At 40.1% G+C, this 25,837-nt stretch carries 22 protein-coding genes and 1 other RNA gene; 14 read left to right on the top strand and 9 right to left on the bottom strand.

Annotated features, from left to right (window positions below):
* Positions 1-336: 336 nt before the first annotated feature.
* Entirely contained in the window at positions 337-2,904 is a 2,568-nt protein-coding gene (locus tag V6C71_16165) for an EAL domain-containing protein (protein HEY9770002.1), read from the top strand.
* A 93-nt stretch (positions 2,905-2,997) separates the two neighbouring features.
* On the top strand, positions 2,998-4,056 hold the full coding sequence (locus tag V6C71_16160; protein HEY9770001.1) for a M42 family peptidase: 1,059 nt from the start codon (positions 2,998-3,000) through the stop codon (positions 4,054-4,056).
* Here V6C71_16160 and V6C71_16155 read toward each other — a convergent pair.
* Entirely contained in the window at positions 4,053-6,080 is a 2,028-nt protein-coding gene (locus V6C71_16155; protein ID HEY9770000.1) for a flavin-dependent dehydrogenase, read from the bottom strand. The genes V6C71_16160 and V6C71_16155 overlap by 4 nt on opposite strands.
* Before the next feature lie 173 nt (positions 6,081-6,253).
* Here V6C71_16155 and V6C71_16150 point away from each other — a divergent pair, with 173 nt between their 5' ends.
* Positions 6,254-6,505: a hypothetical protein gene (locus V6C71_16150; protein ID HEY9769999.1), complete on the top strand. Its 252-nt coding sequence runs from the start codon at positions 6,254-6,256 to the stop codon at positions 6,503-6,505.
* A 56-nt stretch (positions 6,506-6,561) separates the two neighbouring features.
* Here the strand turns inward: V6C71_16150 and V6C71_16145 are convergent, their stop codons facing one another.
* Both V6C71_16145 and V6C71_16140 read right to left on the bottom strand, forming a co-directional pair.
* Positions 6,562-7,440, bottom strand: coding sequence for a sugar ABC transporter permease (locus V6C71_16145; GenBank protein HEY9769998.1), 879 nt, complete (start codon positions 7,438-7,440; stop codon positions 6,562-6,564).
* A 33-nt stretch (positions 7,441-7,473) separates the two neighbouring features.
* Entirely contained in the window at positions 7,474-8,778 is a 1,305-nt protein-coding gene (locus V6C71_16140) for an ABC transporter substrate-binding protein (protein HEY9769997.1), read from the bottom strand.
* A 574-nt stretch (positions 8,779-9,352) separates the two neighbouring features.
* Between V6C71_16140 and V6C71_16135 the strand changes: the two genes are divergently transcribed.
* The 3 genes from V6C71_16135 (at position 9,353) to rlmB (ending at position 11,193) form a co-directional block, all read left to right on the top strand.
* Complete coding sequence (locus tag V6C71_16135; protein ID HEY9769996.1) at positions 9,353-9,763, top strand: STAS domain-containing protein; 411 nt, start codon at positions 9,353-9,355, stop codon at positions 9,761-9,763.
* A gap of 89 nt (positions 9,764-9,852) precedes the next feature.
* On the top strand, positions 9,853-10,260 hold the full coding sequence (locus V6C71_16130; protein HEY9769995.1) for a ribonuclease III domain-containing protein: 408 nt from the start codon (positions 9,853-9,855) through the stop codon (positions 10,258-10,260).
* Between the two features lie 111 nt (positions 10,261-10,371).
* The gene (rlmB, locus tag V6C71_16125; GenBank protein HEY9769994.1) at positions 10,372-11,193 is read left to right on the top strand and encodes a 23S rRNA (guanosine(2251)-2'-O)-methyltransferase RlmB; all 822 of its coding nucleotides are present in this window, start codon (positions 10,372-10,374) and stop codon (positions 11,191-11,193) included.
* A gap of 27 nt (positions 11,194-11,220) precedes the next feature.
* On the opposite strand, the gene V6C71_16120 is transcribed toward rlmB, so the two are convergent.
* On the bottom strand, positions 11,221-11,568 hold the full coding sequence (locus V6C71_16120) for a hypothetical protein (GenBank protein HEY9769993.1): 348 nt from the start codon (positions 11,566-11,568) through the stop codon (positions 11,221-11,223).
* Positions 11,569-12,002: 434 nt separating this feature from the next.
* Between V6C71_16120 and V6C71_16115 the strand changes: the two genes are divergently transcribed.
* The 3 genes from V6C71_16115 to V6C71_16105 all read left to right on the top strand — a co-directional run bounded on the left by V6C71_16115 (position 12,003) and on the right by V6C71_16105 (position 14,993).
* Positions 12,003-12,191: a hypothetical protein gene (locus V6C71_16115; GenBank protein ID HEY9769992.1), complete on the top strand. Its 189-nt coding sequence runs from the start codon at positions 12,003-12,005 to the stop codon at positions 12,189-12,191.
* On the top strand, positions 12,188-14,257 hold the full coding sequence (locus tag V6C71_16110; GenBank protein ID HEY9769991.1) for an AAA family ATPase: 2,070 nt from the start codon (positions 12,188-12,190) through the stop codon (positions 14,255-14,257). Before V6C71_16115 ends, V6C71_16110 begins: the two co-directional genes overlap by 4 nt.
* A gap of 103 nt (positions 14,258-14,360) precedes the next feature.
* Positions 14,361-14,993 (top strand): hypothetical protein, encoded by a 633-nt coding sequence (locus tag V6C71_16105; GenBank protein ID HEY9769990.1) that lies wholly within the window; start codon positions 14,361-14,363, stop codon positions 14,991-14,993.
* 86 nt (positions 14,994-15,079) lie between these two features.
* On the opposite strand, the gene V6C71_16100 is transcribed toward V6C71_16105, so the two are convergent.
* The 4 genes from V6C71_16100 to V6C71_16085 form a co-directional block, all read right to left on the bottom strand.
* Positions 15,080-16,300 (bottom strand): DUF1501 domain-containing protein, encoded by a 1,221-nt coding sequence (locus tag V6C71_16100; GenBank protein ID HEY9769989.1) that lies wholly within the window; start codon positions 16,298-16,300, stop codon positions 15,080-15,082.
* Positions 16,301-16,404: 104 nt separating this feature from the next.
* A complete protein-coding gene (locus V6C71_16095) occupies positions 16,405-17,892 on the bottom strand; it encodes a DUF1800 domain-containing protein (GenBank protein ID HEY9769988.1) in 1,488 nt (495 codons plus the stop codon).
* A 485-nt stretch (positions 17,893-18,377) separates the two neighbouring features.
* Complete coding sequence (locus tag V6C71_16090) at positions 18,378-20,849, bottom strand: ATP-dependent Clp protease ATP-binding subunit (GenBank protein ID HEY9769987.1); 2,472 nt, start codon at positions 20,847-20,849, stop codon at positions 18,378-18,380.
* A 116-nt stretch (positions 20,850-20,965) separates the two neighbouring features.
* Positions 20,966-21,520 (bottom strand): N-acetyltransferase, encoded by a 555-nt coding sequence (locus V6C71_16085; GenBank protein HEY9769986.1) that lies wholly within the window; start codon positions 21,518-21,520, stop codon positions 20,966-20,968.
* 152 nt (positions 21,521-21,672) lie between these two features.
* Between V6C71_16085 and lysA the strand changes: the two genes are divergently transcribed.
* The 5 genes from lysA to V6C71_16060 all read left to right on the top strand — a co-directional run bounded on the left by lysA (position 21,673) and on the right by V6C71_16060 (position 25,589).
* Complete coding sequence (gene lysA / locus V6C71_16080; GenBank protein ID HEY9769985.1) at positions 21,673-23,079, top strand: diaminopimelate decarboxylase; 1,407 nt, start codon at positions 21,673-21,675, stop codon at positions 23,077-23,079.
* Positions 23,080-23,204: 125 nt separating this feature from the next.
* Positions 23,205-24,125, top strand: a complete 921-nt coding sequence (cdaA, locus tag V6C71_16075) for a diadenylate cyclase CdaA (GenBank protein HEY9769984.1) — start codon at positions 23,205-23,207, stop codon at positions 24,123-24,125.
* A gap of 153 nt (positions 24,126-24,278) precedes the next feature.
* Positions 24,279-25,031 (top strand): polyprenyl diphosphate synthase, encoded by a 753-nt coding sequence (uppS, locus tag V6C71_16070; protein ID HEY9769983.1) that lies wholly within the window; start codon positions 24,279-24,281, stop codon positions 25,029-25,031.
* 90 nt (positions 25,032-25,121) lie between these two features.
* Positions 25,122-25,218, top strand: an RNA gene (gene ffs, locus V6C71_16065) — signal recognition particle sRNA small type.
* 68 nt (positions 25,219-25,286) lie between these two features.
* Positions 25,287-25,589 (top strand): substrate-binding domain-containing protein, encoded by a 303-nt coding sequence (locus tag V6C71_16060; protein HEY9769982.1) that lies wholly within the window; start codon positions 25,287-25,289, stop codon positions 25,587-25,589.
* On the opposite strand, the gene tnpA is transcribed toward V6C71_16060, so the two are convergent.
* Positions 25,586-25,837: IS200/IS605 family transposase (tnpA, locus tag V6C71_16055; GenBank protein ID HEY9769981.1), on the bottom strand; the 252-nt coding region annotated here is incomplete at its 5' end. The two genes, V6C71_16060 and tnpA, sit on opposite strands and share 4 nt — an antisense overlap.

Here is a 25,837-nt window from a genome sequence, read left to right as displayed (position 1 = left end):
ATTAATTAACCATTCATCTACTCCAGCCTATGCTCCAATTCCAGGATTGTCTAACCGCAAATTCACTACTTTTTTGCTTCGTATATTTATTTGTCTAATAATATCGAATGAACAATTAATTCGGGCTGATACTTTATAACTACTTTAGGGAACAATAAAATTGACTATCATCTGGCATAGCTGGTAAATGATGGAAAGTTTGCTACTGTTTAATGCTTGAGTTTATGATCGGCAATAAATAGTACCTAATAATATATTTTTCTATCTAAATTATTCAAGTAGAATTGCTGCAAGTCTATTTCTTGAAAATCAATTTTAATTGATGCTCAGAGCAATATGGATACAAATTATAACCAAAATCAGATAATGGATTTAGATCGGGTTCAACATATATTAGTAATTGAAGATCCTTCTTTTGTCAGAGAAATTCATCTTGATGCTGCTACTTACTCCATTGGTCGTCATTCCAGTAACGATATTGTTCTTTCATGCCAGAAAACTTCTCGTAATCATGCCACTCTCCTCAGAAGGACAGATGTTAAAACTAATCAATGTTCCTATTGGATTTTAGATGGAGATTTGCAGGGCAACAGAAGCAGAAACGGAATCTATATTAATGGCAAAAAAGGTTTGGTTCACGAATTGCAGCCTGGGGATCTGGTGCATTTTAGCGGAGATGCTTCGGTAAGATACAAAATTACTTCAGAGCTACCAGACAATATCACAAAACCAAAAGAGCTTAGGTTACCTCATCTTAGTGCAGAATCAAATGGCGTAATTAATCGAGACACTTTTATCAATAAAGAGACGGTTGTTACTCCTGAGCAAAATAGCAGTTATAAAAGTAATAAACCTGTTGAAGATCCGCCAAATACTTCCTTAGCTGAGCTAAGTCCGCAGCCAATTATTGAAATAGATTTATATGGCAATATTACCTACATAAATTCCGCTGGAATTATTAACTTTAAAAATATTCATCATCAAAAACTAAAGCATCCTCTCTTAGAAAATTTAATTACTCAATATCATCAGGGGCATGACAATATAATTAGCAGAGAAATTGAAATAGACCACAAAAATTTTTGGCAAACTGCTCATTATCTACCTGAAAAAAGGGTAATTAGAAGCTACATTACGGATATAAGTCAGCAGAAAATATTAGAAACTGAGTTACAGCAGACTAAATCTCTCTATAGTAAAATAACTCAACAAATCTTTGAGGGAATTATTTTAGTTGAATCAGCCACTAAGCAAATAGTCGAAGTAAATTCTGCCTGTAGCGAGTTACTAGGCTATTCCAATACTGAATTGTTACAGATGAATGTCTATGAGTTGGTTGGTGAGTCAGAAAAGTTTGCCTCAATTCTACGGAGAATCATAGCTGAGAAAAATCCTGTAGAAGGAGAATATTTGTTACGCCATCAGAACACTAGTCTGATTAAAGCTATAGTCCACATAGATTTAATTAATATCGGCTTAGAAGAGAAAATCTGCTTGGTTATTCGCAACTTAGTAACCAGTATTTCCCCAGAAACCGCTTCAAAAATAGCAATAGATCTATATAAGAAAGAATTATTTGATCAACAATTATTAACGGCGATCGCCACTGCCAAAAGAACTCAAAAACTATTGGCAATTATGTTCTGTAAGCTAGAATTTTTGCCTGATATTAATGTTACTATCGGAATAGAAAAAAGTCATAAATTATTATTAGCTTTGGAAAAAAGATTAAGCACCTGCTTACGTGCAGGTGATACAGTTATTCGTTGGCAAGAGGATAAATTTGCACTGCTATTACCTCAAGTTAGTGATATAGAAGAAGTAACCAAAATTAATCAACGAATCAGCCAATCTGTTAAACAATCTTTTACCATAGGAAACACTCAGGCTACAATCAATAGTGCTACAGGAATTGCAGTTTATCCTCAGGATGGAGTCGATCCAGAAATCTTGTTAGCTAGTGCTAATACAGCATTAGAACGCGCCTGCAACAACAAAAGCAGTTATCAATTTTATGACGAAGCCATGAATTCTCAAGCCTTGGTAGCTTTAGAATTAGAAGGTTTATTAGAACAAGCTATAGAGCGAGAAGAATTTCAACTTTATTATCAGCCACAAATTGATATCAACAGCGGCATAATTGTAGCCGTCGAGGCTTTGCTACGTTGGCAACATCCAGAATTGGGTTTGGTTGCACCAGGGAATTTTATCAAATTAGCCGAAAAAACTAAACTAATTGTGCCAATTGGCGAATGGACAATTCGCACTGCCTGCGCCCAGAACAAACAATGGCAAAGGCAAGCATTGCCTTCATCCAAGATTACTGTAAGCTTGTCTTTGGTCCAATTTCAGCAGCCAAGCCTACCACAGAAACTTGCTGAGATCTTAGCCGAAACCGAATTGGATGCCAGCTTATTAGAATTGGAAATTAGTGCTGCCACCTTGATGGATAATATAGACCATAGCCGACACTTAATTAATCAACTAAAAGCTTTAGGAGTTAAAATTGCGGTTGATGGCTTTACCACTGGATTTTTGGCTTTAGAATATCTCAAGCAAATTCCTCTTGACACTTTAAAAATAGATCGGTCTTTGGTTCAGCAACTTACCGATAGTCCTCAAGATTTAGCCATGGTGACCGCATTAATTGAATTAGGCAAAGGTTTTAATTTGACAATAGTCGCTGAAGGGGTAGAAACTCAAGAACAAGTTGAGTTGTTGCGTAGCTTGAACTGCGTGAATATGCAGGGATTCTGGTTTGGTCGTCCTTTGGCTGCCAACGAAGCTAGCAAACTGCTACAGCTGAATGATTCAGAAGAAGCAATGGCGAAACCTAAAGAAGTGGAAAAATTGTTATCGAACGAAGAAACAGAAAAAAATGATTTGGATTCTAACCAGAAGTGATCGATTATCATCAAAAAATTTATAGCTTAAGTTGACAACGACATAAGCGATTTATTCATTTAGTCATTCCAATCGAACTACATCGCCCAAATTATGGAAACCAATGGTAGCAAGCCCGCTAAAGATTATGATCGCCTGTTTAAGAAAATCCAAGAATTAGTTTTGTGTCATTCTCCTAGCGGCATGGAAACAGAGGTGGATCGAATCATACTGAAGCAGTTCAAATCTTTAAACCTAGAAACTTGGCAGGATCGCGCGGGCAACGTAATTGCTAAAATTCCTGGTCAATCCGAGGGAGCGATCGCGATTACCGCCCATAAGGATGAAATTGGAATGATTGTTAAGTCCATTGATGCCGATGGTTGTTTACAGGTGCGCCGTTTAGGAGGTTCATTTCCCTGGGTATATGGCGAAGGGGTAGTTGATATCTTAGGCGATCGAGAAGTGATTAGCGGTATTCTCTCTTTTGGCTCACGTCACGTTTCTCACGAATCACCGCAAAAAGCTCAGCAGCTAGACACGCCTTTGAATTGGGAGGATGCTTGGGTAGAAACTAAGTGTAGTCTGGAAGAATTAACTACTTGTGGGGTACGCCCTGGTACTAGGGTAGTCATCGGCAAACATCGCAAACAGCCTTTCCGTCTCAAAGACTATATTGCTAGCTATACCTTAGATAATAAAGCTTCCGTGGCTATTTTACTGTCTCTTGCATCCAAGATAGCCAGCCCTCCTGTAGATATTTATTTAGTAGCATCGGCAAAGGAAGAAGTCGGCGCAATTGGCGCACTATACTTTAGCCAAAACCAGACTTTAGATGCCCTAATTGCCCTAGAAATTTGTCCCTTAGCCGATGAATACCCAATTGAATCGGGTATTGCCCCTGTTTTGTTATCTCAAGACAACTACGGCGTTTATGACGAGTTCCTCAATGCGGAAATTCGTACCGCAGCAACTCAAGCCGAAATTCCCCTACAGCTAGCCGTAATCGATAGTTTTGGTAGTGATGCCTCGATCGCGATGAAGTTTGGTCATGTTTCTCGAGGTGCTTGTCTAAGTTTCCCTACCCAGAATACCCACGGTTATGAAATTGCTCATTTAGGTGCGATCGCTAACTGCATTGAAATTTTAGCTACTTACTGTATGACTATCTAACTATTTGGTAATGAATGAGCGTGCTTCTTTGAATCGTCAGCTTTGGTTGAATGCCGTAATTGATAATTCAAGCTTAACAGCTTGAGCCACAAGCCAGGATATTGCTTTTCTAACCAAGGCTGAGATTGTTTCAGCCAACCAGAAAACCAGCCAGCCAGTAGCAGATTTCTCAAAGCATCTAGGTTAAAGGTTAAATACGAACCAAGCCAGCGGATCAGATCTTTGCTTCCTGCCATCTCCAGAATCCAAATTAATAAAGCAGGATTTTTGCGAGCAGCAATCAACGCTAATCTAGTAAAGGTAAACCAGTCAGTACGATCTTTGATAAAGGTGTCGGCAACTTCAGGGGATTCGTTTGCCAGTAAACCAAAAAAAGTATTGAGCATCGAGTTAATTCTTTGGGGAGGCAGGGTTTTACCGGTAGGTACCATCATTCCTTTGGAAAATAGCCAGGTAACAGAGATATTACTTTGATAAGCTCTAATTTGATTTAAGTGATTGGCAGTTAGTAGATTGTGTTGTAGGGCAGTATTTAGCAGGTTAGTCAGCCGTTCTAAGTTTCGTACTAATGAACCAAACCCTGTGAAGATTAAAGGAGATTGTAAAGAAGCAGCATCGCCAATCGTCACCAAACGATCGAAGGCTACGGTACGATCGCGATCGCTCGTGCTAAAGTGTCCTGGTATGTAGCCAAAAGTCGGCTTCTTCCACACCAGTTGTTCGAGATCGCAACGACGGTATTCTGGCAAAATAGTAAAGAAATCCTCATACATCTCTAAAAGAGAACCAGGATTTTTAGGATGTACCTGATGGTAATGAAACAGATAAAAAGTCAGTTCTCCGTTCCCCCCAGGAAACAGTTCCCAAATTAACTGTCTGCCTCGAGATATATCGCCATGAGAATTTAAGACATCGCCATAATCTTTATCCCAAACTTCGGGGGCAAAACCACTTTCAATTACTGCCCCAACTGTAGGACAAACGCTATCAAAAGTACGCCCACCGTTGAGTTGCCAAGCAATAGGTGAAGCTGTCCCCATCGCATCTATCAGCAGCCTTGCGGTTGCCTGTTTGCTGATTTGGGTTGGCAAATGAGTTAACTTTACTGTAACCCCCGTATCCGATACATTAGCACGAATAAATTCCGTTTCGTCCCAAATTTCGCCCCCAGCCTGAAGTAGTTTATCACCACAAAAGCGCAGCAGTTTTTCTGCATCAATTGCTACATTAAGTACTTTAGGTGTATGTAAAATCTTAGCCTTCAAATAATCTGGATTATAGGCATCAAAAAACTTACTAAAGCCATCAATATATTCTGCTGCAATAACCGATTCAAATTCTTGAGCAGTAAACAAACCCAGATCGATCAAGCTTTGGAATTCGTCCCGAGAGATATTCCATTCCCGATTCATTCTGCCAAAGGGTAGTCTTTCAACCAATAGCACTCGATAGCCTTTTTGCGCCATCACCGCAGCGTGAATCACTCCCAACGCACCGCCAATATAGATCAGATCGTATTCTTGTTGGTTATTTGAAGCTGAATTACTTTTAAAAATTACTTCTCGAGGCTGTTGCGGATTTTCAACACTCTCACGCCAGCGTTTTTCCCACCAATAAACCCGATTGAGATCGTACTCTCCATTGGGCATTTTCTGGAAGAAATGAACTGTTTTAGGATAGGCTTGTGCCAAAGCTTCAAAAATAGACTGTTGCGCTAAATCGATCGCGGGTGGGACAGGATACTTTTGGGGAAAACTAGCCCGAATTTCTTTAATTAACTGCTGCTTAATTTGCGCCTCTTGGGGAATCGATTGTCCCCATTGAAAGATTTTCAGATAGGTAGTGCGCTGTAGCTGCCAGACGAAGATTGATAGTTCACTAAAGGCTGATGAATTAAACTGAAGGCGAATTCCATCGCGCGTAGCCGCTTTTGTTCCCAATTGTGGTTGCCATTGGGTTTTTAACCACTCTCTTACCCCTGTTGTATCTGAGGTAGGTATTTCGATGTAGGCTAACTCTTTCATATATAAATAATATTAATATATTCTTAAGAAGTTTTAAAGCTGAGTCAAATTAATTACTAATAAGTTAAGCTTATCTAATTATTAATTTTTGTCTTTCAGATGTGACAAATTCAAACATTAGTATATAGCTGTTACATCTCCTTAATTTGCCGCTCAATTTCTTGGCTCAATCTATGGATTATTCTATTCCCGCTAACACGGAAGAAATATTGGCTCTTCAAAATAACTCCATCAACGAAGAAATTATTGCTACGGCGATCGCTGGTGTGGTTCGAATAGCTCGTCGCCAAGGGCAATCTTTAGAAGAGTTAACTGAAAGTATTTTACAAGATGATCTGGTTTTGGATCTAGATCGTCGCAAATGGTTAAGCACAATCATTGTTCAGGCTTGGGATATACTTCCCTCTTTTGAGGATGAAGGATAACGTGCTACGAGGAATGAGGCAGCGAATTAAAATTAATTAAAATGTAGGTAGATAATTTAAGTACGAATTCTGTTTAAGATTAACGAAATAGTTGCCACAGCTAAGACCAACAACAGAAAAGTTATTACCACCAAAGCTGCGCCATAACCAAAATCTAGGTAACGCATTACCGTAGAGTAAATATAAATCGAAACTGTTTCTGTCGAACCGGCGGGGCCTCCTCCAGTCATTACCTGTACTAAATCGAAAACGCCAAAAGACTGAGCAAATCGAAATAATAAAGCGATCAAAATTTGTGGCATCAATAGTGGCAGAGTAATCTGATAAAAACTTTGCCACGGACTTGCTCCATCCATTTTGTGGGCTTCATACAAGTCTTCTGAGATCGACTGTAAACCTGCGAGTAAAATAATGCTGATGAAAGGCGTAGTCTTCCAAACATCGGCAATAATTAAAGCAACCATAGCTAAAGCAGGTGAGCCTAACCAGTTAATTCCTGTATCAATTAAGCCTAACCTGAACAGAATATCGTTGACTACTCCATATTGATCGTTGAAAATCCATGCCCAAGCTAACCCCATAACCGCAGTAGGTAAGGCCCAGGGAATAATGGCAATTGTCCGCACGACTCCGCGTCCAAAAAAGGATTTGTTCAAGACCAAGGCAACGCCTAAGCCGAGAAACAATTCTAAGACTACACTAACTACTGTAAAGACAGAAGTATTCCCTAAGCTTTGCCAGAATCTACCGTCTCCCAGCATCCTTTGATAATTAGCCAAACCCGTAAAAACAGGCTGTAGCTGTGTACCTAAGTTTTCGGTAAACCAGCTTAACCAGAAAGCTCTGGCAATAGGATAAATAAATATTAAACTTAAAATAAATAAAGCTGGAAAAAGCATTAGCCAGCCAGTAAGTTTTTCTTGTTTATTAAGCATTGTTATTGGTCATTGGCTATTTTGTTTAATTCCTTATTTGGTAAATAAATTTCGAGTTTCATTGGCAGCAGTTTGCATTGCTTGTTCAGGAGTTATTTTGCCAGTAATGGCAGCACTTAGGTAACGTTGTAGGATATCTGAGGCTTGAGCATATTGAGGGATGGGAGGCCGCAGAGCCGAACTTTGCACTACTTCTAGTAGCTGAGGGTAATAATCGTATTTAGCTACAATTTCAGGATCGTTAAACAAGGCGATACGACTGGGGACAAAACCAGTATCTAAAACAAATTCTCGTTGAGCATCTTCACTGCTGAGAAATTCAATTACCTGCCACGCCGCATCGGGGTGTTGCGTGCTGGTAGCAATGCCTAATCCCCAGCCTCCTAAAGTTGCCCCGCTATCTTGGCCGACGGCATGAACCATTGGCTTAATATTGTATTTCCCGGCGATCGCCGATTCGGCTGCCAAGCTATAAACGTAAGGCCAATTTCTCAAGAAAACCACCTTGCCATTCTGGAACAATAAACGAGTCTCTTCTTCGGCATAAGTAGTAACACCTGGGGGAGAAATATTACGGGCGATCGTCTCCCGTAAAAACTCGACGGCGGCGATCGCTTCTGGTCGATCTAACCCAACTTCTAAAGTATCTGGATTAACCCAAAAACCACCACTACCCTGCAATATTTCCACAAACATGGCAGCCGATCCTTCGTATTGTTTACCCTGCCATACGTATCCCCAGTCTGCTAATTTCTGCTGCTGCAAATCCTGGGAGATTTTTAGTAGTTCATCAAAGGTTTCTGGGGGTTCATATCCTGCTTGTTCTAGTAAATCCTGACGATAGTAAAGCATTCCTGCATCAGAACGGAAGGGAAGGCGATATAGCTTATCCTGGTACATTCCCCCTGCTATGTCTGCCTCAAGATATTGTTCGGCTTCCTCGGCAGATAGGCGCTCTGAAATATCTCTTAACCATCCCGCAGCAGCAAATTTAGGAGTCCAGACAATATCCATGTAAACCACATCATAAGGAGAATTGCCTAATAAAAAGGAAGATGTATATAAGTCTTCAACTTGATTGCTATCGCTGGGAGCTTCGACAATTTGAAATTTAATATCTGCGTGCTGCTGATTAAATTTATTAACCAGAGGCTGTAACTGTTGAGCCTCATCTGCACGAATCAAAGTTTTAATGACGATAGGTTGCTGAGTCGCGCCAGGTAAAATAGCAACTTGGAGCGACAGCACAAAAGCCAAAAAGGCAATTAACCAGCGATTGGTTTGGAATAACTTGAAGCAACTTTGATTGAGTTTTGAGATTAAACGATCGATAAACATTATTTATATTCGAGAGGCAAAGCAAAGAGAAATATTGGCAAATTTTAGAGATTAATTCTTATTGCCTACTTTACACTCTATGCTTAACCTATAGATTATTAACCTAGTACCGAAGTGTTAAGTCGTTGGTTAGGAATGCTTAGAAGCGAAAAGTTCTCTCGGTGATTAATCTCAACAGGTTGGTCAAATTATTATTAATCAAGCTCTCAAGGGCAAAATTTTAAATAAGCAGCTTAAAAGACATTCATAATTTTAAAACTTCAGTGTTTATACGAATGTATTGCAGAATTTAAAGCGATAGCATTGCTTTATTCAAAATATGATCTATTTAGGTTACTGTTTTTACAGCCATACACAGTTTTTTATATTAATTCCTCTTGCTCTGCAACCCTGCTTTTGGTATGAAAGTAGGGTTTTTTGTGTGAGGATCAAATCAATTAATTTTTTTTATTATATTAAGTCTACAAAAATACGACAAAGATTTAGTTTAAATGGCTTAATTAACATTACCCTTAAAAATGGGCTATACTTTACCATTGATAAAGTTAACAATAGTATGCCGTTTTGCGGCACAGTGCTGATTGTTAAAAATCATCAAGGTACAGTTGAGGAGGAGATTATTCCTGAGCAGCTAAACCTGACTGTGAGCTTAAGAGGCACCCGTGAAGTCAGGGAAAATAACCAAATATTTCGTCTTACTGGATTACTAGATGCCTTTTCTGAACCAGCATTCCGCAAGGTCATCGGTAACTGTATAGACGAAGGACCAAAAAATCTGGTTTTGGTTCTGGCACAGATTGATTTTATTGATAGTTCTGGTTTAGGAGCTTTGGTGCAGCTCGTTAAAAAGGCACAAACTGCTGGTGGAAGCTTGCAGGTTGTTACTAATCCACGAGTTACTCAAACCGTAAAGCTAGTTCGTCTAGAGAAATTTCTTTCTCTCCAGCCTTCTGTTGAAGAGGCAATGAAAAACATCAAAAATTAACGTCCCGTTTGGATGTGAATTTACCAGAGCAAGACAAAAACAACAATGCGCCAATAGACACGGCTCAAACTTGAACAAATTGTGGAGTTATGCTAGATTCGACCGCAACTCAATCAACTCAAACTAATCAGTTTGAAAAGTTGTCGCCAATCGCTCTGGCATATATCGGAGATGCTGTATTTGAACTATATGTTCGCACCAGATTCTTAATGCCTCCTAAGCGTATGGCTAATTACCATAGCCAAGTTGTTACCCAAGTAAGAGCCGAAAGTCAGGCGATCCATTTATCAGTGCTTTTGCCTTATCTAGTCGATACAGAAAAAGAAATTTTACGTCGTGGACGCAATGCCTGTGTAGCCAAACCTCGTCGTCTATCTCGTACCATCTATCAGCAAGCGACAGCCTTAGAAGCATTAATTGGCTATCTTCATTTGACTAATCCGCAGCGGTTACAAGAATTATTAGCCAAATTAGATTTTAATTCACTTAGTAATTAATCCTTTTATTCTTTAAAATTAACCTATTGGGGTTGTTATTAGTTATCGATCATTGGTTAATAGCTAGTTATTTAACCTCTTTTTTAATCTATTCTTTGAGATTACTTACCAGTGAAACCCAATAAAACTTCTTCTCAGCCAAGAAAAAGAAGCCAATCTGAATCAGTTTCGGCTCTGATCGCACCATCGCAACCGAAGGAAGAAATTGATTTAACTTATGGTCGTCATGCCGTATTAGCAGCATTAAAAGGCGATCGCCAAATCAATCGCATTTGGATTGTCGATAAATTAATGGCTCATGGACAGTTTTATCCCCTGGTTAAAGAAGCCAAAGCCAACGGCACAATTATCGATGAGGTGGATTCCCGTCGTCTGTCCCAGCTAACCCAGGGGGGCAATCATCAAGGTATTGCAGCTCAAGTTGCTCCCTATTCTTATTGGGACTTATCCAAGCTGATTAACCAGGCAAAACAGACTCCTGACCCTGTAATCGTGATTGCTGATGGAATTGAAGATCCTCACAATTTAGGGGCAATTATTCGTACAGCAGAAGCTTTAGGAGTTCAAGGATTAATTATTCCCCAACGTAGAGCAGCGGGTATAACTTCTAGCGTCATGAAGGTAGCAGCAGGGGCATTAGAAAATATGGCGATCGCTAGAGTAGTAAACCTGAACCAAGCGATCTCTAAACTTAAAGAAGCGGGTTTTTGGATCTATGGCACGACTGCCGATACCGATACAATGCTCTACGAAACAAACTTCAATGGTGCAGTGGGACTAGTCATCGGCTCCGAAGGCAAAGGTTTGAGTCAGTTGACTGAAAAAAACTGTGACCAGTTAGTCGCGATTCCTTTAGTAGGTCAAACACCTAGTCTTAATGCTTCTGTGGCAGCAGCGATCGCTCTTTATGAAATATTTAGACAAAGACAATAAACGAAGTCAGAACTCAGAACTCAGGAGTTAAGACTTTACAGGAACACTAACTAAACTACGACTACGAATGGTATTGGCGATCGCTCTTAACCAGCTTTCAGTAATCATTTCTTTGGATAGTTGAAAAACGCAGTAGCCGTATTGTTGTGCTAAATTGAGTTTTTCATAATCTCGCATCAGGCTTTTACCAGTGCTGTGTCCGCCTTGATGCCAAATTTGTCCGTTAATTTCGATCGCTACTTTGGCAGGAAAATTAACATAGTCGAATTTAAAACGACGCTTAGGAATTAGCCGTACTTCTGTTTCTAAATCTAAATCGGGAAATAATTCATCCCACATCAGATCAAATTCAAATTCTAGGCTACTAATACTCATTAGCTAAATAGAATGTTTTTTACCGAAGATAACCTAAATTTCTGTGATTGACTAACCTACAGCAGTTTTCATGCTTGATAGACTACGCTGTTGATTGATTAGTTGTTAGCTATTAGCTTTTACTTCAAGTGCTTAATCAAAAAAATAAACATAGTTGGTAAGCTAATTAATCATCTGTGTTCTTGATGCAGTCCTAAAGGACTCCTAAAGGATACCGCTTCGCGACGCGCAGCGGTATCCTTTAGGGCATATAGCTTCGGGTCGCAAATCATGCACGGGCATATCCTTTAGGGGACTTCGATCATTCCTCTAATCAAAGTAATTGCAATGTTTAGATTCAGCGCAGGGACAGAGAAAAACTTTTGATACTCTAAAATATACAGAAATAACTTGTCATAAATTAGGCTTGCTTGTTTTTTAGGTATTGTCAAACCATGAATAAAAAAGACCAAAACGATATATCTGATTTAACTTCGATTCAAGAGCCAATTACCAACGCGCCAGTGGAAGTAAAGCAGGTAATTGAGCAGGTTTTAAAGCTAGAGAAAGACAAGCTATATTTAAAGACTCCACGTAATATTAACGATGATGTTCTCAATATTATCAAGCAAGTCGTGCAATGAAATTAAATTATCTGCAACTGTGTAATTTTAGACAGTTTTACGGCAAAACTCCTCAGATTAAATTTGCTAGCGGAGATCGCAACACGACAGTTATCTATGGCAATAACGGTGCAGGTAAAACTTCGATTCTCAATGCTTTTACCTGGGTACTCTACGAAAAGTTTACGGCAGCTTTTGCTTCTCCAGAACTATTAATTAATCAGCGAGCTGTTACGGAAGCTCAGGCTGAACGGGGTGTGGAATGCTGGGTAGAGCTACAGTTTGAGCGCGATCGCAAACTCTATCAGCTAAAGCGCAAGTGTTACGCTAACAAAGACTCTCAGCATCAGGTGCAGTATAGCCAGACTAAGTTATTTATGTTGGTTGCAGGAGACGATGGACGATGGTATCCACCCCTTGAGCCTCCCGAAGATATTATTAATCGCATTTTACCTGCCAGTCTGCATCAATATTTTTTCTTTGATGGGGAAAGAATTGATGGTTTTTTTCGCCAGAATCATAATTCTAATATCGCCGACGATACTAAAGAATTGCTGGGAGTTAAGATTTTAGATCGAGCGATCGAGCATTTAAAGAAAGCTCGGAGAACTTTACAAGAAGAGTTAGAAGAACTTGGAGATGCTCAAACTAAACAGTTATTGAGAAAACAAATTAATTTAGAGCAAGAGCGTGAAGCCATCAACCAACGTATTGCCAAAATTGTCGCTCAAGTAACTCAGTTAGAACAGAAAAAAGCGAATTTCTCGCAACAGCTACTAGAGATTAGTGGTGCAGATGAGATTCAACAGCTAAAAATTAAACTGCTCAAACAGCACAAGTCACTCAAAAAAGATTTGCTCCAAAGCAAAAATAAGCTCAAGAAACTACTGTCGAACGATAGCCACCTAATTTTTCTGCCAGCTATAGCTGATAATTTCTTAGGTCTACTACAAACATTACGCGATCGCAACCAACTTTCCAGCGGACTCAAGCAAGAGTTTATTCAACAACTATTATCACAGCAACGCTGTCTTTGTGGCGAAGCTTTAAACCCCGATACTGAATCCTACAACCAAGTTAAGTCTTGGCTCAAAAAAGTTGAAATTAAAAACGTTGAGGAGTCAGCCATTCGTTTAGAGACACAGGTAAGCAAAATTGAAGTAGAGTCAGCTAATTTTTGGCAACAGCTAGACCAACAGCAAGTAGAAATTAAGCATCATTATCTTGAACTCAACCGTATCGAAGCAGAGATAGAACAAGCTAATAGGCAGCTAAAAAGCTATCCCAATCAAAATACTCAACAGCTACAGCAGAACATAGAGGCAATTGAAGATGAGTTAAAAAACTTAATTTTAGAACAGGGAGAAAATCAGCAGCAAAAAAGCGATCGCTCGACACAGCTAGATAAATTAAGTCAAACCATAGCGCGACATCAGCTAACTGAAAGCAAACAAAAGCTGACTCAAAAGCGAATCCAGGTAGCGCAGGATGCGATCGACCGATTAAACGAAGTTAGAACACGTCTAGAACAGCAGTTTCGCCTAACTTTAGAACAAAAAGTCCAGGAAATATTTAGCTTTATTTCTTTTACTCCTTATATTCCAAAGCTCAGTAGTGATTATAAATTAACCTTGGTGGAAAATACATTAGGGGTAGAAGCACCTGTTGCAGCCTCTACAGGAGAAAACCAAATCTTAAGCCTGTCGTTTATCGGGGGCATTATCGACCGAGTGAGACAATGGAGTCAGCGCAATACTCTTATGGGTTACGATAGCAGCACTTTTCCCATCGTCATGGACTCCCCCTTCGGTAGCTTAGACCAAATTTACCGTAGACAGGTAGCCAAAGCGATTCCTCAACTAGCCAATCAATTAGTTATTTTAGTAACCAAGACTCAGTGGCAAGGAGAAGTAGAGACAGAAACAGAATTATTAATTGGTCAAGAATATGTGCTAACTTATTACTCCCCTAAAGCAAACTGTGAGTCAGACAACATTAAATTAAGCCAACAAAATTATTTTTTGGTTCAACCCAGTTTAAACAATTTTGAATATAGCGCGATCGTTCCAGTTCAGCATAAACGCTAATAACTATTTAGAACACTTAAGACGACGAAAGTTGAGTTATAACTGTGTAAATTGATTATTACTTGGAACAACTATAGGGGCAGATATAGGAGTAAGAAAATAAATGCTTTTCTTAGATCATACGCAGGTAAAGTATTGCAAGATACAACACCGAGATAAAACCATATCAGGCTTAATTTACAACGATAATTTGTTTATCAGAGAAAAAGCTTTTCCGAGAGAAGAAATAGAAGCAGCGATCAAAGAGTGTCGTGAAGAATATCTAGACCATGAAGAAAGATCTAAAATTGCCACTTTGTTAGTTAAAGAAAAAAATAGTGTGGGCATTTGGATGCAGAATAACCAGTACAAATCAGATATTGTTGCCACTTCAAGTCCAGTCCAACAGGCTGCAAATACTCATTCTTCTCATAGCACCGATCAATCAAAGACTAGTTTAAATCGGATTAGCATTCGACAATTAGCCTTAGAAATGCGTTCTCAACAAGGAGTAGAGATCAAAACTCGCCGCTATAAATTAAAGCTGTTTCAACGCTGCTTTTTGGGCAACGAAGCCATTGACTGGATTGTAGATAAGATTAAACTATCTAGGGAAGATGCAGTTAATGTAGGTCAAACAATGATTGATAAAGGTATATTTCATCATGTACTAGATGAACATCAGTTTAAAGACGAAGCATTATTCTATCGCTTTCATGAAGATGAAGGAAAAAGCATCTGGAATAGTTCCATATAATGTCAGGTTGGGTTGAGCAGCTGATAGCTTTTAGTTCTTAGCTTTTATTAAATTTTAAAATATTTTGACGAAACTATGATAATTTTTTAGGCTAAAAAATCAATCTGATTAGTCGGTTGATAATTAGGGAAGATCCGATTTAAGCTATCGCTAGAAACTGATAAATTCTGCTGTAAAATAGGCGCAAGAATTGCTCTGAAGTCGGTCGTTACAGGTAAATCTCTACTTTCATATAGTATAGATCGATCTAAACCTTGCCACTCTCCATAGACATTTCCTCCCCGAATTCCTCCTCCTAAAAGCCATATCGCATTGCCATAGCCATGATCTGTTCCTTTATTCCCATTCTCTTTAACTGTCCGACCAAATTCTGAGATTACAACTATTACCGTGTCAGAGAAGATTGGTTCTAATCCTTGAGCAAGTATAGCTAAACCTCTACCCAGAGAAGGCAGCAAGCGATCGAAAACAGGATTTTGATTGATGTGAGTATCCCAACCTCCAATCTCCATAAATGCTAATTGAGTTTTGGCATTTCCGACCATTAACCTCGCTACTTCGGCTGCATCATCGATAAAGGCGTTGGCACTTTTTGCCGCCCGTGAAGCAGAAATCATCTCTTGCTTTAAGTCTGCTAAAACTATTTCTCTAGCTTTTTTGCCATCTTGATAGGCCTTGCTCAAGGCATCTGTGCCACTATACAAACTACTAAAAGCTTTATCGACACGAGGACGATCTGTTGCAATTGGGGCGGCGGAATTCATTCCAGGTTTAAGAGATGCGATCGCCATTTTGCCTTTAAGTATATAGGGAGTAGTTACACCGACGTTAAGTGCCTGAGTTGGTGTATCTGGACGTAATTCAGCTAAAAGCCGATTCATCCAGCCGTCTTGGGTATTTTTTACTCCTGGCGTACCGTTTTCAATATAATCTTGAGCCTGGAAATGGGAGCGTTCTGGTACTGGTGAACCACTAGCATGAACAAACGCCAAATTCTTATTGTTCCATAAAGGCATCAAATCTTGCAGTTTGGGATGCAAACTAAAAAAGCCATCAAGGTCAATCCCACCATTTTTTTCCTGAGGATAGGGAACAGCTATAGTTGGTCTTGCCTCATAATATTCGGCTTCTTGGTGGGGAATAACAATATTCAAACCATCAACTGCACCCCGCAGAAAAACTACGACTAAGCGTTGGCGATCGCTTGCCGAATTAACTCTTTGAGCTACCCAACTATTGCAACCCACTGGAAGCAACATTCCCGCCGTTGCTAAACTCGCTGCGGTAAAAAATTTTCTTCTTTGCATATTTATCGAACCCGAATAATAACAAATTCAATCTTGAAGTAAATAACTGATAGCTAATAGCTAAAAAGAATTAATCTCAACGAAGCTAACTAACCCTCAACAGTTTATCGATACATCGACTCTGGACTACCCATAATTAGAGCCGAACGAAGCTTACGAGGACTTTTCGTAACTACCTGTTTAGTGTTGCTAGAAAGCTTACCAAAGTTCCTGGTTAATTGTTTTTGTTCGATCGAATAGCTACGGTTTAAAGTTCCATTAGCGATCGCGGTTGCTAAACCTGTTCTTTGTAACATTGCTTGGGGATTTAGCCAAGCTTCTTGAGTATTTCGATAGCCAGTAGGCGCAAGACACATATATAAAGGCATCGATAACTGCTCTAACATTCCCCGAACCCTTTTGAGATTAGGCTGTTCAATTTCTCCCATGCGAACTAAAGAAATTACATATTGATAAGGGGTTTTAAACTTTTGCTTATAATACTCAGGACTATTAAACTCTTCACTATGAATCAAAGCATCTAAGACTAGCTTAATGTTTCCATTAGTTTCCCTAAACTCTTGCGACAGCTTGTCTACCAAACTCTCGGGTGGTCGATCTGCTACGAAATATTGCGCTAGTTTATAGCTAATGAAATGGGCGGTTGCAGGATGTCTTACCAAAATATCAATAGCTTGTTCACCTTCTTTCATGCCGTTAGCTGAGATTTTCTGCCCAAGAAACATCTTGTCTTCTCGATCGTGACGATTTTCATAGTAGAAGAAGCCTTGACCATCTCCTTTTTTGCCACGAGTATCCATACCCCAACCTGTAAATATCCTAGCTAAGGCAATGACATCATCTTGAGTGTAACCAGCGTTTACCCCTAAAGTGTGTAATTCCATTAGCTCGCGAGCATAATTTTCGTTGAGACCCAACTGGTTTTTTTCTCCTCCAGGACTGTTTGGGTCAGTATTTTTGCGGTTATCCAAGTAGATTAGCATTGCTGGATGTTTCGCTGTCGCGATCAATAAGTCACGGAAGTTACCTAAGGCATGAGTCCGAATTTTATTTTCGTAATCGCTTAACCACAGCTCTACTGAACCTTTCTCTGCATAAACATTAAAGTGATTAAACCAAAAATCTACCATTACCTCCTGTAGCTGGCGATCGGAATAAATTGCCCTAACTAAATGAGCATCCATGGCTTCATCTCTGGCTTGAGCGTTTAAGCTTCCGATTTCTCGACGTATTTTTTTCTTTTGCTTGATAGATAGTTTAGAGTTACGTAGTTTTTTGCGAATAGCAATGTCTTGCTTTTGTAGTTCAATTGGCTTTTGATGAATTGAACTCAATTTTGCTAAATAATCATTGACTATGGCAGATTCTGGAACAAGTTGAGGAGAAAGTTGAGACTGAATATAAGCTTCTATGCCGATTTCGTTTACTAGTCTTGTTTGTGCTGAAGTTACGCCGAAGCTCAATCTTTCCAAAATATGTTTTTGGCTAGGGGGAGATAGTCCATTGCTAGCTTGAGCTGGTTCAATCAAACCAGTCCATAATCTCAGGCTCAAAAGTATAATAATTGACCAATGCTGTAATTTCTGTCTCATAATTCGCGACTTTTTTGTTCAGCATTATAGCCTTACTTAAATAAAATTTTAGAGACTGTTGGTAAAAAGAAAATCAAGAAGACAGCGATCGCACGGTTAATCTCAACGTTAAAAATTAGGTAAGTCAGAAGTCAGGAGTAAATTATTTTCACTTGCTACGTGCTACTGCGACGCGAAGGACGCGAAGCTAATTCTTTAGGGCTAGTCCTTTAGGACGTAAGGAGCTAATCATGCACGGGCTAATCATGCACGGAATCCGTAATAGACTAACTACGTGTCGTCCGTGATAGAGTCCTTTAAGGCTACTTGCTACTTTTTTAAGAGATCGTTTGGTTGTTATTTGGAATGACTATAGTATTAGTTAGCCCAAGTGCGATCGCCACTGAGACAAGACACGATCGATTAACCCAAACATGATTTGCCATAAAAAAGGCAGAGACTTTGACATCTCCACCTAAATTAATTATTCAATTGCTATTGAGCGATTACGAAGAGGGAAGTAATTCTACCTTCTCTTTTTGAGGTACGATCGCGACTTTGTTTTCTTCGTCGATATCTACTGTTGCGGTATCTCCTTCGCCTAGACGACCAGAAAGAATTTCTTCAGCTAGGACATCTTCTAAAAGGCGCATAATTGCTCGACGTAGAGGACGCGCACCGTAGGCGGGGTTGTAGCCCTCGTCTACCAAACGCTCTTTGAATTTGTCGGTAACTTCTAGGGTAATGTCTTTCTCGGTTAAGCGTTGGAACACTTCTTTGAGTAAGAGTTCGCTGATTTCTTTTACTTCGTCTTTGTTTAGCTGACGGAAGACAATAATTTCATCGAGACGGTTGAGGAACTCTGGACGGAAGTAGCTTTTTAACTCTTCGTTGACCAAAGAACGGATACGGTTGTATTTAGCTTCTGCTTGGTCCTCAGCAAACTCGAAACCAAGACCGCCACCACCTTTCTCGATTACTTTAGAACCGATGTTGGAAGTCAAGATCAGTAGAGTGTTTTTAAAGTCTACTGTTCTACCTTTGGCATCAGTCAAGCGACCATCTTCTAAGATCTGCAACAGCATATTGAAGATATCGGGGTGTGCTTTTTCGATCTCATCAAATAGCACCACTGTATAGGGGCGACGACGAACCGCTTCGGTTAGCTGTCCACCTTCGTTATAGCCGACATATCCTGGAGGAGAACCAATCAGTTTAGAAACCGTATGGCGTTCCATGTATTCGGACATATCGAGACGAATCATCGCGTCTTCCGAACCAAAGAAGTAGGTTGCTAGTGCTTTGGTAAGTTCGGTTTTACCTACCCCAGTAGGTCCAGAGAAGATAAAGCTAGCGATCGGACGGTTAGGGTTCTTTAGACCCACTCTAGCCCTTCTGATGGCGCGCGAAGTGGCTTTGACTGCATCTTCTTGTCCGATAATGCGCTGATGAAGGGTATCCTCCATGTGCATCAGTTTTTCAGATTCAGATTCGGTAATCTTGTTAACTGGTACACCAGTCCAAGAAGCAACAATGTGAGCGATTTCCTCTTCGTCTACGAAAGGAGACTCTTCTCCGCCTTCTGCTTCGTTTTTCTTAGTGGAAGCAATATTGCGGATTTGCTCCTTGATTTCCATTTCACGATCGCGCAGTTCTCCAGCTTGGTCGAAGTCTTGCGATCTAACCGCATCGTCTTTTTGCTTGAGAATTTCCCGCAGTTCCTTATCTAGCTCTTTAGCTGCTGGAGGAAGCTGAGAATTAATCAAACGGACGCGAGAACCAGCTTCATCGATCAAGTCGATCGCCTTATCGGGTAAATAGCGATCGCTAATATAACGATCTGACAGCTTGGCTGCTGCTTCTAATGCTTCGTCTAATATTTTTAATTTATGGTGTTGTTCGTAACGCTCGCGTAAACCGTAGAGAATTTCAATGGTTTCATCTACCGTTGGTTCGCCTACCTGAACGGGTTGGAAACGACGTTCTAAGGCTGCATCTCGTTCGATGTGCTTACGATATTCGTCGAGGGTAGTTGCACCAATACACTGTAATTCTCCTCTGGCCAAAGCTGGCTTAAGGATATTGGCGGCATCAATCGCGCCTTCGGCTGCACCAGCACCAATTAAGGTATGTACCTCGTCAATTACGAGAATTACATTGCCAGCCTGACGAATTTCATCCATGATTTTTTTGAGACGTTCCTCAAATTCACCACGGTATTTAGTACCAGCTACTAATAAGCCAATATCTAGAGTAACGACTCGTTTATCTTCTAAAATATCGGGAATATCTCTATTAGCAATCCGTTGTGCCAATCCTTCGGCGATCGCGGTTTTACCAACTCCAGGTTCACCAATCAGAACGGGGTTGTTTTTAGTACGGCGACCGAGAATTTGAATTACCCGCTCAATTTCTTTCTGTCTACCAACTACAGGGTCAAGTTTTCCTTCCCCTGCCATTTGGGTAAGATTTGAGCCAAATTCATCTAGAGTAGGAGTTTTATTTCTGCCTTGAGTACCGCCAGAACCAGCAGCCACTTCAGCAGTTTCTCCCAACATTCTAATTACTTGGGTGCGGACTTTGGACAAGTCTACGCCCAGGTTTTCGAGGACTCTGGCAGCAACTCCCTCACCTTCTCTAATTAACCCTAAAAGTAAATGTTCAGTGCCAATATAGTTATGCCCTAACTGACGTGCTTCTTCTAAAGATAATTCCAAAACTCTTTTAGCTCTTGGAGTAAAGGGGATTTCTACTGCGACAAAACCAGAACCGCGCCCGATAATTTTCTCAACTTCAATCCGAGCATCTTTTAGATTAACTCCCATTGATTTGAGAACTTTAGCTGCGACTCCAGTACCCTCTCCGATTAAACCTAAGAGTATTTGTTCAGTCCCTACGAAATTGTGACCCAGACGGCGTGCTTCCTCCTGGGCTAACATAATCACTTTTATTGCCTTTTCTGTGAAGCGTTCAAACATGTCTTATTCCATCCACCTGCTTTGCCCTTGTTATGGTGATTTTAGCACAGCCTTTTAGTTTCCTGATCCTGCCGAAATGTGAGGGAAATACGGTATTGAAATTAACAAATTTTAATTTAGTGCAAATAGTAGTGATTTTTACTTAGGCGAGCGCGCAATTTATGCTGCCACTGAGACAAATTAGATTTGAACTCTGGCTGCTGTAGGCCTTTCAACCATAGAATTGAAGCATCTTCTCCGGCTGGCTGGTAGTATCCTTTTCTAATGCCTGCAACTTGAAAGCCAAATTTTTTATATAGACCGATCCCTGCCAAATTATTGACGTTTACTTCTAAGGTTGCCCATTCTAGCTGGCGAGCGATCGCATCTTCAAACAAAGTTAATAATAGCAGTTCTCCTAATCCTTGTCGGCGATGATTAGGATGAATCCCCAGTAATGTAATGTGAGCCTCTTCGACAATTGCCCACAGACAACCCATGCCGATCATCTCGTATTGGGATTGTGAAGCATTGTCATCCGCATAATATAAAGCCAGCAGAGTACTTCTGGGACTATCAATTTCTCTTAAATATGCTTCTGCTGTCCATAAACCACCTATACAAATTCGATCCAAAGCTACGATTTCAGATACTTGGGGTGCAGTTAATAATTTAATTTTTAAAATTTTCACTCTTTCCCTAATCTCTAGTTGTTCCAAGAAAATATTAACAATTTATATTTTTAGACACGATCTAACTTAGCTACTTTTTGACAGTAGACGACTGTAAACTAGAAAATAGTTGATTATTACAGATTTTACTCCCAACAACTTATTAGAGAATTATGCTTTCGACCGATCGCAGTTTACCCAATACTGGACATCGTTATGTTCCACAAATTACCAGTTTAGAAATTCCTCCTTCCCCCAATCAAGAGTTAATGCCCTTGACTGCCAAAGTCAATCGCCACAATCATTTAGAAATTGGAGGCTGTGAACTGCAACAGTTAGTCAATCAGTATGGTTCTCCTCTATACGTATTAGATGAATTTACACTTAGAACAGCTTGCAGCCAGTATCGTGATAGTTTTGCCACTTACTATGGTGGAGAATCTCAGGTGATTTACGCTTCTAAAGCCTGGAGTTGTCTGGCTGTATGCCGAATTATTGATAGTGAAGGATTGGGATTTGACGTAGTATCTGGAGGAGAACTATACACGACTCTACAAGCTGGGGTTAGCCAAAACAAAATTTATTTCCACGGTAACAATAAATCTGTTGCTGAATTGGAGTTGGCGGTAGAAGCTGGTTGTACCATCATGGTTGACAACTGGCTAGAGTTAAAAACTTTGGCACAAATCGCTTCCACTCAAAGTGAACAACCAGTACCCATTATGATTCGTCTTACTCCTGGGATTGAATGCCATACTCACGAATATATTCGTACAGGACATTTAGACAGTAAGTTTGGTTTCGATCCTAATCAGTTGGATGAAGTGTTTGTTTACCTTTCTCAGCAAAAAAGTTTAAGCTGTATTGGTTTACACGCTCATATCGGCTCACAAATTTTTGAACGACAACCCCATCAAGACTTGGCGGTTGTATTAGTTGACTGGATGAAAAAAGCTCAGGGTTATGGCTTACCTGTAACAACTCTTAATGTTGGGGGAGGGTTGGGTATTCGCTACACTGAATCTGACGATCCACCAAGCATTTGCGAATGGGTTAAAGCAGTCAGTCAAGCAGTGGAAAAAGCCTGCAACGAAGCAAGTCTACCTTTACCTAAGTTGATTGCTGAACCAGGAAGATCCTTAATTGGTTCGGCTTGTGTTACGGCATATACTGTAGGCAGCAGCAAAGAAATTCCTAATTTTCATACTTATGTAGCGGTAGATGGAGGAATGTCGGACAACCCTCGTCCCATTACTTACAAGTCTGTATATCGTGCTGTGATTGCCAATCGCATGGCTGAACCCACAACTGAAGAAGTTACAGTAGCAGGTAAACACTGCGAATCGGGAGATGTAGTCATCAAAGATGCTGCACTGCCTAAAACAGAACCTGGAGATGTCTTGGTAGTTTTAGACACAGGGGCCTATAACTATAGTATGGCATCCAACTATAATCGAATTGGTAGACCAGCAGCTTTAGTCGTTTATGAAGGAGAAGCTAACTTAATTATTGAACGTGAAACCTATCATAATTTGATAGAACGCGATCGCTTACCCGAAAGACTGGTAAAACACCAATAGTAGATTTAGTATAGAAGCCAGCCTACTATTTAAAGTTGCTGATTCTAAGTACTCGAACCTAATTCAACACTTTAAATTCTCAGGTTTGTGTCCCGCTAACCATTCATAGCAAAGTAACTAAAATAATGTCATTGTCGGGTTTGGTTCCTGACTCAAATCAGATTCTTTCCTGGTTGCCAAATTTAATTAATCTCATCGATTTGGGCTTAGTATTAGCCTTGAGCTACGCTTTGCTGTTAATTATTGGCGAGGGTGAACGCCGTAGCTTGTGGATGGTAAGAGGATTTATCGTCCTGATGCTGGCAACTGTAGTCAGTGGACAGTTAGAGCTACAGTTACTCGAGTTCTTATTGGAAAAATTGGTGTTAGGTTCTGCTGTAGCAATGGCAGTTATTTTTCAGTCTCAATTTCGCCGTTTGCTAGAACAAATTGGGCAAGGAAAAGTTCTGAAACTGTTTCAAGGTTCTGGTAGACCTACGACTCAACCAGATAGCGTCATTGATCGTATTGTCGATGCTATCAAAGAGCTATCTCAAAATCGAACTGGAGCATTAGTGTTGATGGAAACGACTGGTTTTTTGGAGGAAGAAAATTTTGTATCGGCAGGAGTCATTTTGAATGCGGAGGTTTCCAAAGAACTTTTGCAAACTATTTTTCAAACTAGTACCCTATTGCACGATGGTGCAGTTGTAATTAGCGGTTCGAGAATCTTGGCAGCAGCAGCAATCCTGCCTCTTTCTGAGCGCACAGCCTCTCGCCAATTGGGAACTCGCCACCGCGCAGCAATGGGAATTACCGAACGAGTAGAAAAATGTTTATGTATTGTTGTCTCAGAAGAAACTGGTTCAATTTCATTAGCTGAACGAGGAACGTTAAATAGACCTCTAACCAGTAGTAAACTAAAGGAGCTGTTACAAGATAGATTTGCCCCAATAGTCGATCGGGATGCGGTACGTCTTAGTCGTAAAATTGGTTTTCAAGGCAAAATACTCCTAGAGCGCGTTGTACGTTTGTTGCCGTCAAATTCCCGTAAAAAGAAGCCGTAAAGCTTCTCAAGAATTTAACCGTTATTACAACTAGACTACCCCTCAACTGAAACACATTAGATCACAACAGCGTGGTCTTAAAAGGAATGCTCAATAAGAAAGTGGATTAAATTCTTTTATAATTATTCAGCATTTTCGAGTCCTATTTTAACGATGAGTGTAGAACCAGTCACTTTGCAACAACTACCCACAGATTTAAGCACAAGCCGTCTACCAAGACACGTGGCAGTAATTATGGATGGAAATGGTCGTTGGGCTAAAAACCAGGGTAAACCTCGCATTCTTGGTCATCAGAAGGGCGTGGATGCTTTGAAGGATTTGCTACGCTGCTGTAAGGACTGGGGCATTCCTGCTCTGACTGCCTATGCTTTTTCAACGGAAAATTGGGGGCGACCACACGGCGAGGTGCAGTTTCTGATGACCTTGTTTGAGCGAGTTTTGCGACGGGAATTACAGGAGATGAAACAAGAAAACGTAAAAATTCGTTTTGTCGGTAATTTGTTGGATCTACCGAATTCTTTACGCCAAGAAATCGATCGCTCGATGGAAGATACTAAAAATAATCAAGGAATTCAATTTACTGTAGCGACTAACTATGGCGGTAGACATGAAATTATTCAGGCTTGTCAGGCGATCGCTACTAAAGTAGAACAAGGGTACTTAAAAGCTGCTCAGATTAACGAAGAGATATTTGAACAACATCTTTATACCAAAGGAATTCCTCATCCCGATCTTTTAATTCGTACCAGTGGCGAAATGCGAATCAGCAATTTTCTACTTTGGCAAATGGCCTATGCTGAAATTTATGTTACTGCTACTTTATGGCCAGACTTCGATCGGGTTGAGTTTCATAAAGCTTTAGCGACCTATCAACAGCGCGATCGCCGTTTTGGTAAGGTTAAATAGTTTAGGGAGGAAATAAAAGCTCATAGCTTGTGTCTCATCAAATTTCAACTTAAAATTAGCAGTGGCAATAAATATGTTATGCTAGGTAATGATTCGGACTCATGCAGTATTAACGCCCGAACCTTGTCAGAGCCGGAAGGCAGCAGCAATAAGGGATGCTTAGCACAGGCGTGATCTCCGAATCGCCTGTATTTAGGTAAACTCGCTTCAAGTTTTAATTATCTTCAACTCTTTAAAATTGCACTGCTGCTATTAATGCCAAGGGAAATAAGAGGCAAAATTGAGAAATTTTTACTTGTTTACTGTTTGGTGGGTTTAATTGGTAGTTGCGCTCAGGTTAGCGATCGCCATTCAGACAATACAGAATTGACTGTATCCGCCGCTGCTAGTATGCAGGATGCCCTGACAGATATTCAAACTCTTTACCAGCAAAAATATCCTCAAACAAAAATCATTTTTAATTTTGGCTCTTCTGGCTCTTTACAATATCAAATAGAACAGGGTGCGCCGATCGATCTTTTTATCAATTTAATAGATGGGTCGAAAACCCCACCCTAAAGGTGCGATTCTTGATTGCCAATAGACTCTTTAATCTTCGCAATTGGCGCACCTCCACAACTGACACAAAAATAGCTAGGACTCCACAAATGTTCTTTGTGGGGAGTTAGTTTAAATTCCTTTCTTAACATACGACTAGAAACGCCTTTAAGAGAATTGACTATCTGAGAAATAGAAAGCTTAGGCGGATATTCAATCAACAAATGAACATGGTCAGACTCTCCGTTGAGACGAATGACCCTAAAATT

This window comes from Coleofasciculaceae cyanobacterium (assembly GCA_036703275.1).
GTDB lineage: Bacteria > Cyanobacteriota > Cyanobacteriia > Cyanobacteriales > Xenococcaceae > Waterburya.
This window is presented reverse-complemented; position numbering and strand designations above follow the sequence as displayed.

Coding starts and splice junctions, on each gene's coding strand:
- V6C71_16165 (HEY9770002.1), top strand. CDS start 337: ATGGATACAAATTATAACCAAAATCAGATAATGGATTTAGATCGGGTT.
- V6C71_16160 (HEY9770001.1), top strand. CDS start 2,998: ATGGAAACCAATGGTAGCAAGCCCGCTAAAGATTATGATCGCCTGTTT.
- V6C71_16155 (HEY9770000.1), bottom strand. CDS start 6,080: ATGAAAGAGTTAGCCTACATCGAAATACCTACCTCAGATACAACAGGG.
- V6C71_16150 (HEY9769999.1), top strand. CDS start 6,254: ATGGATTATTCTATTCCCGCTAACACGGAAGAAATATTGGCTCTTCAA.
- V6C71_16145 (HEY9769998.1), bottom strand. CDS start 7,440: ATGCTTAATAAACAAGAAAAACTTACTGGCTGGCTAATGCTTTTTCCA.
- V6C71_16140 (HEY9769997.1), bottom strand. CDS start 8,778: ATGTTTATCGATCGTTTAATCTCAAAACTCAATCAAAGTTGCTTCAAG.
- V6C71_16130 (HEY9769995.1), top strand. CDS start 9,853: ATGCTAGATTCGACCGCAACTCAATCAACTCAAACTAATCAGTTTGAA.
- V6C71_16120 (HEY9769993.1), bottom strand. CDS start 11,568: ATGAGTATTAGTAGCCTAGAATTTGAATTTGATCTGATGTGGGATGAA.
- V6C71_16115 (HEY9769992.1), top strand. CDS start 12,003: ATGAATAAAAAAGACCAAAACGATATATCTGATTTAACTTCGATTCAA.
- V6C71_16110 (HEY9769991.1), top strand. CDS start 12,188: ATGAAATTAAATTATCTGCAACTGTGTAATTTTAGACAGTTTTACGGC.
- V6C71_16105 (HEY9769990.1), top strand. CDS start 14,361: ATGCTTTTCTTAGATCATACGCAGGTAAAGTATTGCAAGATACAACAC.
- V6C71_16100 (HEY9769989.1), bottom strand. CDS start 16,300: ATGCAAAGAAGAAAATTTTTTACCGCAGCGAGTTTAGCAACGGCGGGA.
- V6C71_16095 (HEY9769988.1), bottom strand. CDS start 17,892: ATGAGACAGAAATTACAGCATTGGTCAATTATTATACTTTTGAGCCTG.
- V6C71_16090 (HEY9769987.1), bottom strand. CDS start 20,849: ATGTTTGAACGCTTCACAGAAAAGGCAATAAAAGTGATTATGTTAGCC.
- lysA (HEY9769985.1), top strand. CDS start 21,673: ATGCTTTCGACCGATCGCAGTTTACCCAATACTGGACATCGTTATGTT.
- cdaA (HEY9769984.1), top strand. CDS start 23,205: ATGTCATTGTCGGGTTTGGTTCCTGACTCAAATCAGATTCTTTCCTGG.
- uppS (HEY9769983.1), top strand. CDS start 24,279: ATGAGTGTAGAACCAGTCACTTTGCAACAACTACCCACAGATTTAAGC.
- V6C71_16060 (HEY9769982.1), top strand. CDS start 25,287: ATGCCAAGGGAAATAAGAGGCAAAATTGAGAAATTTTTACTTGTTTAC.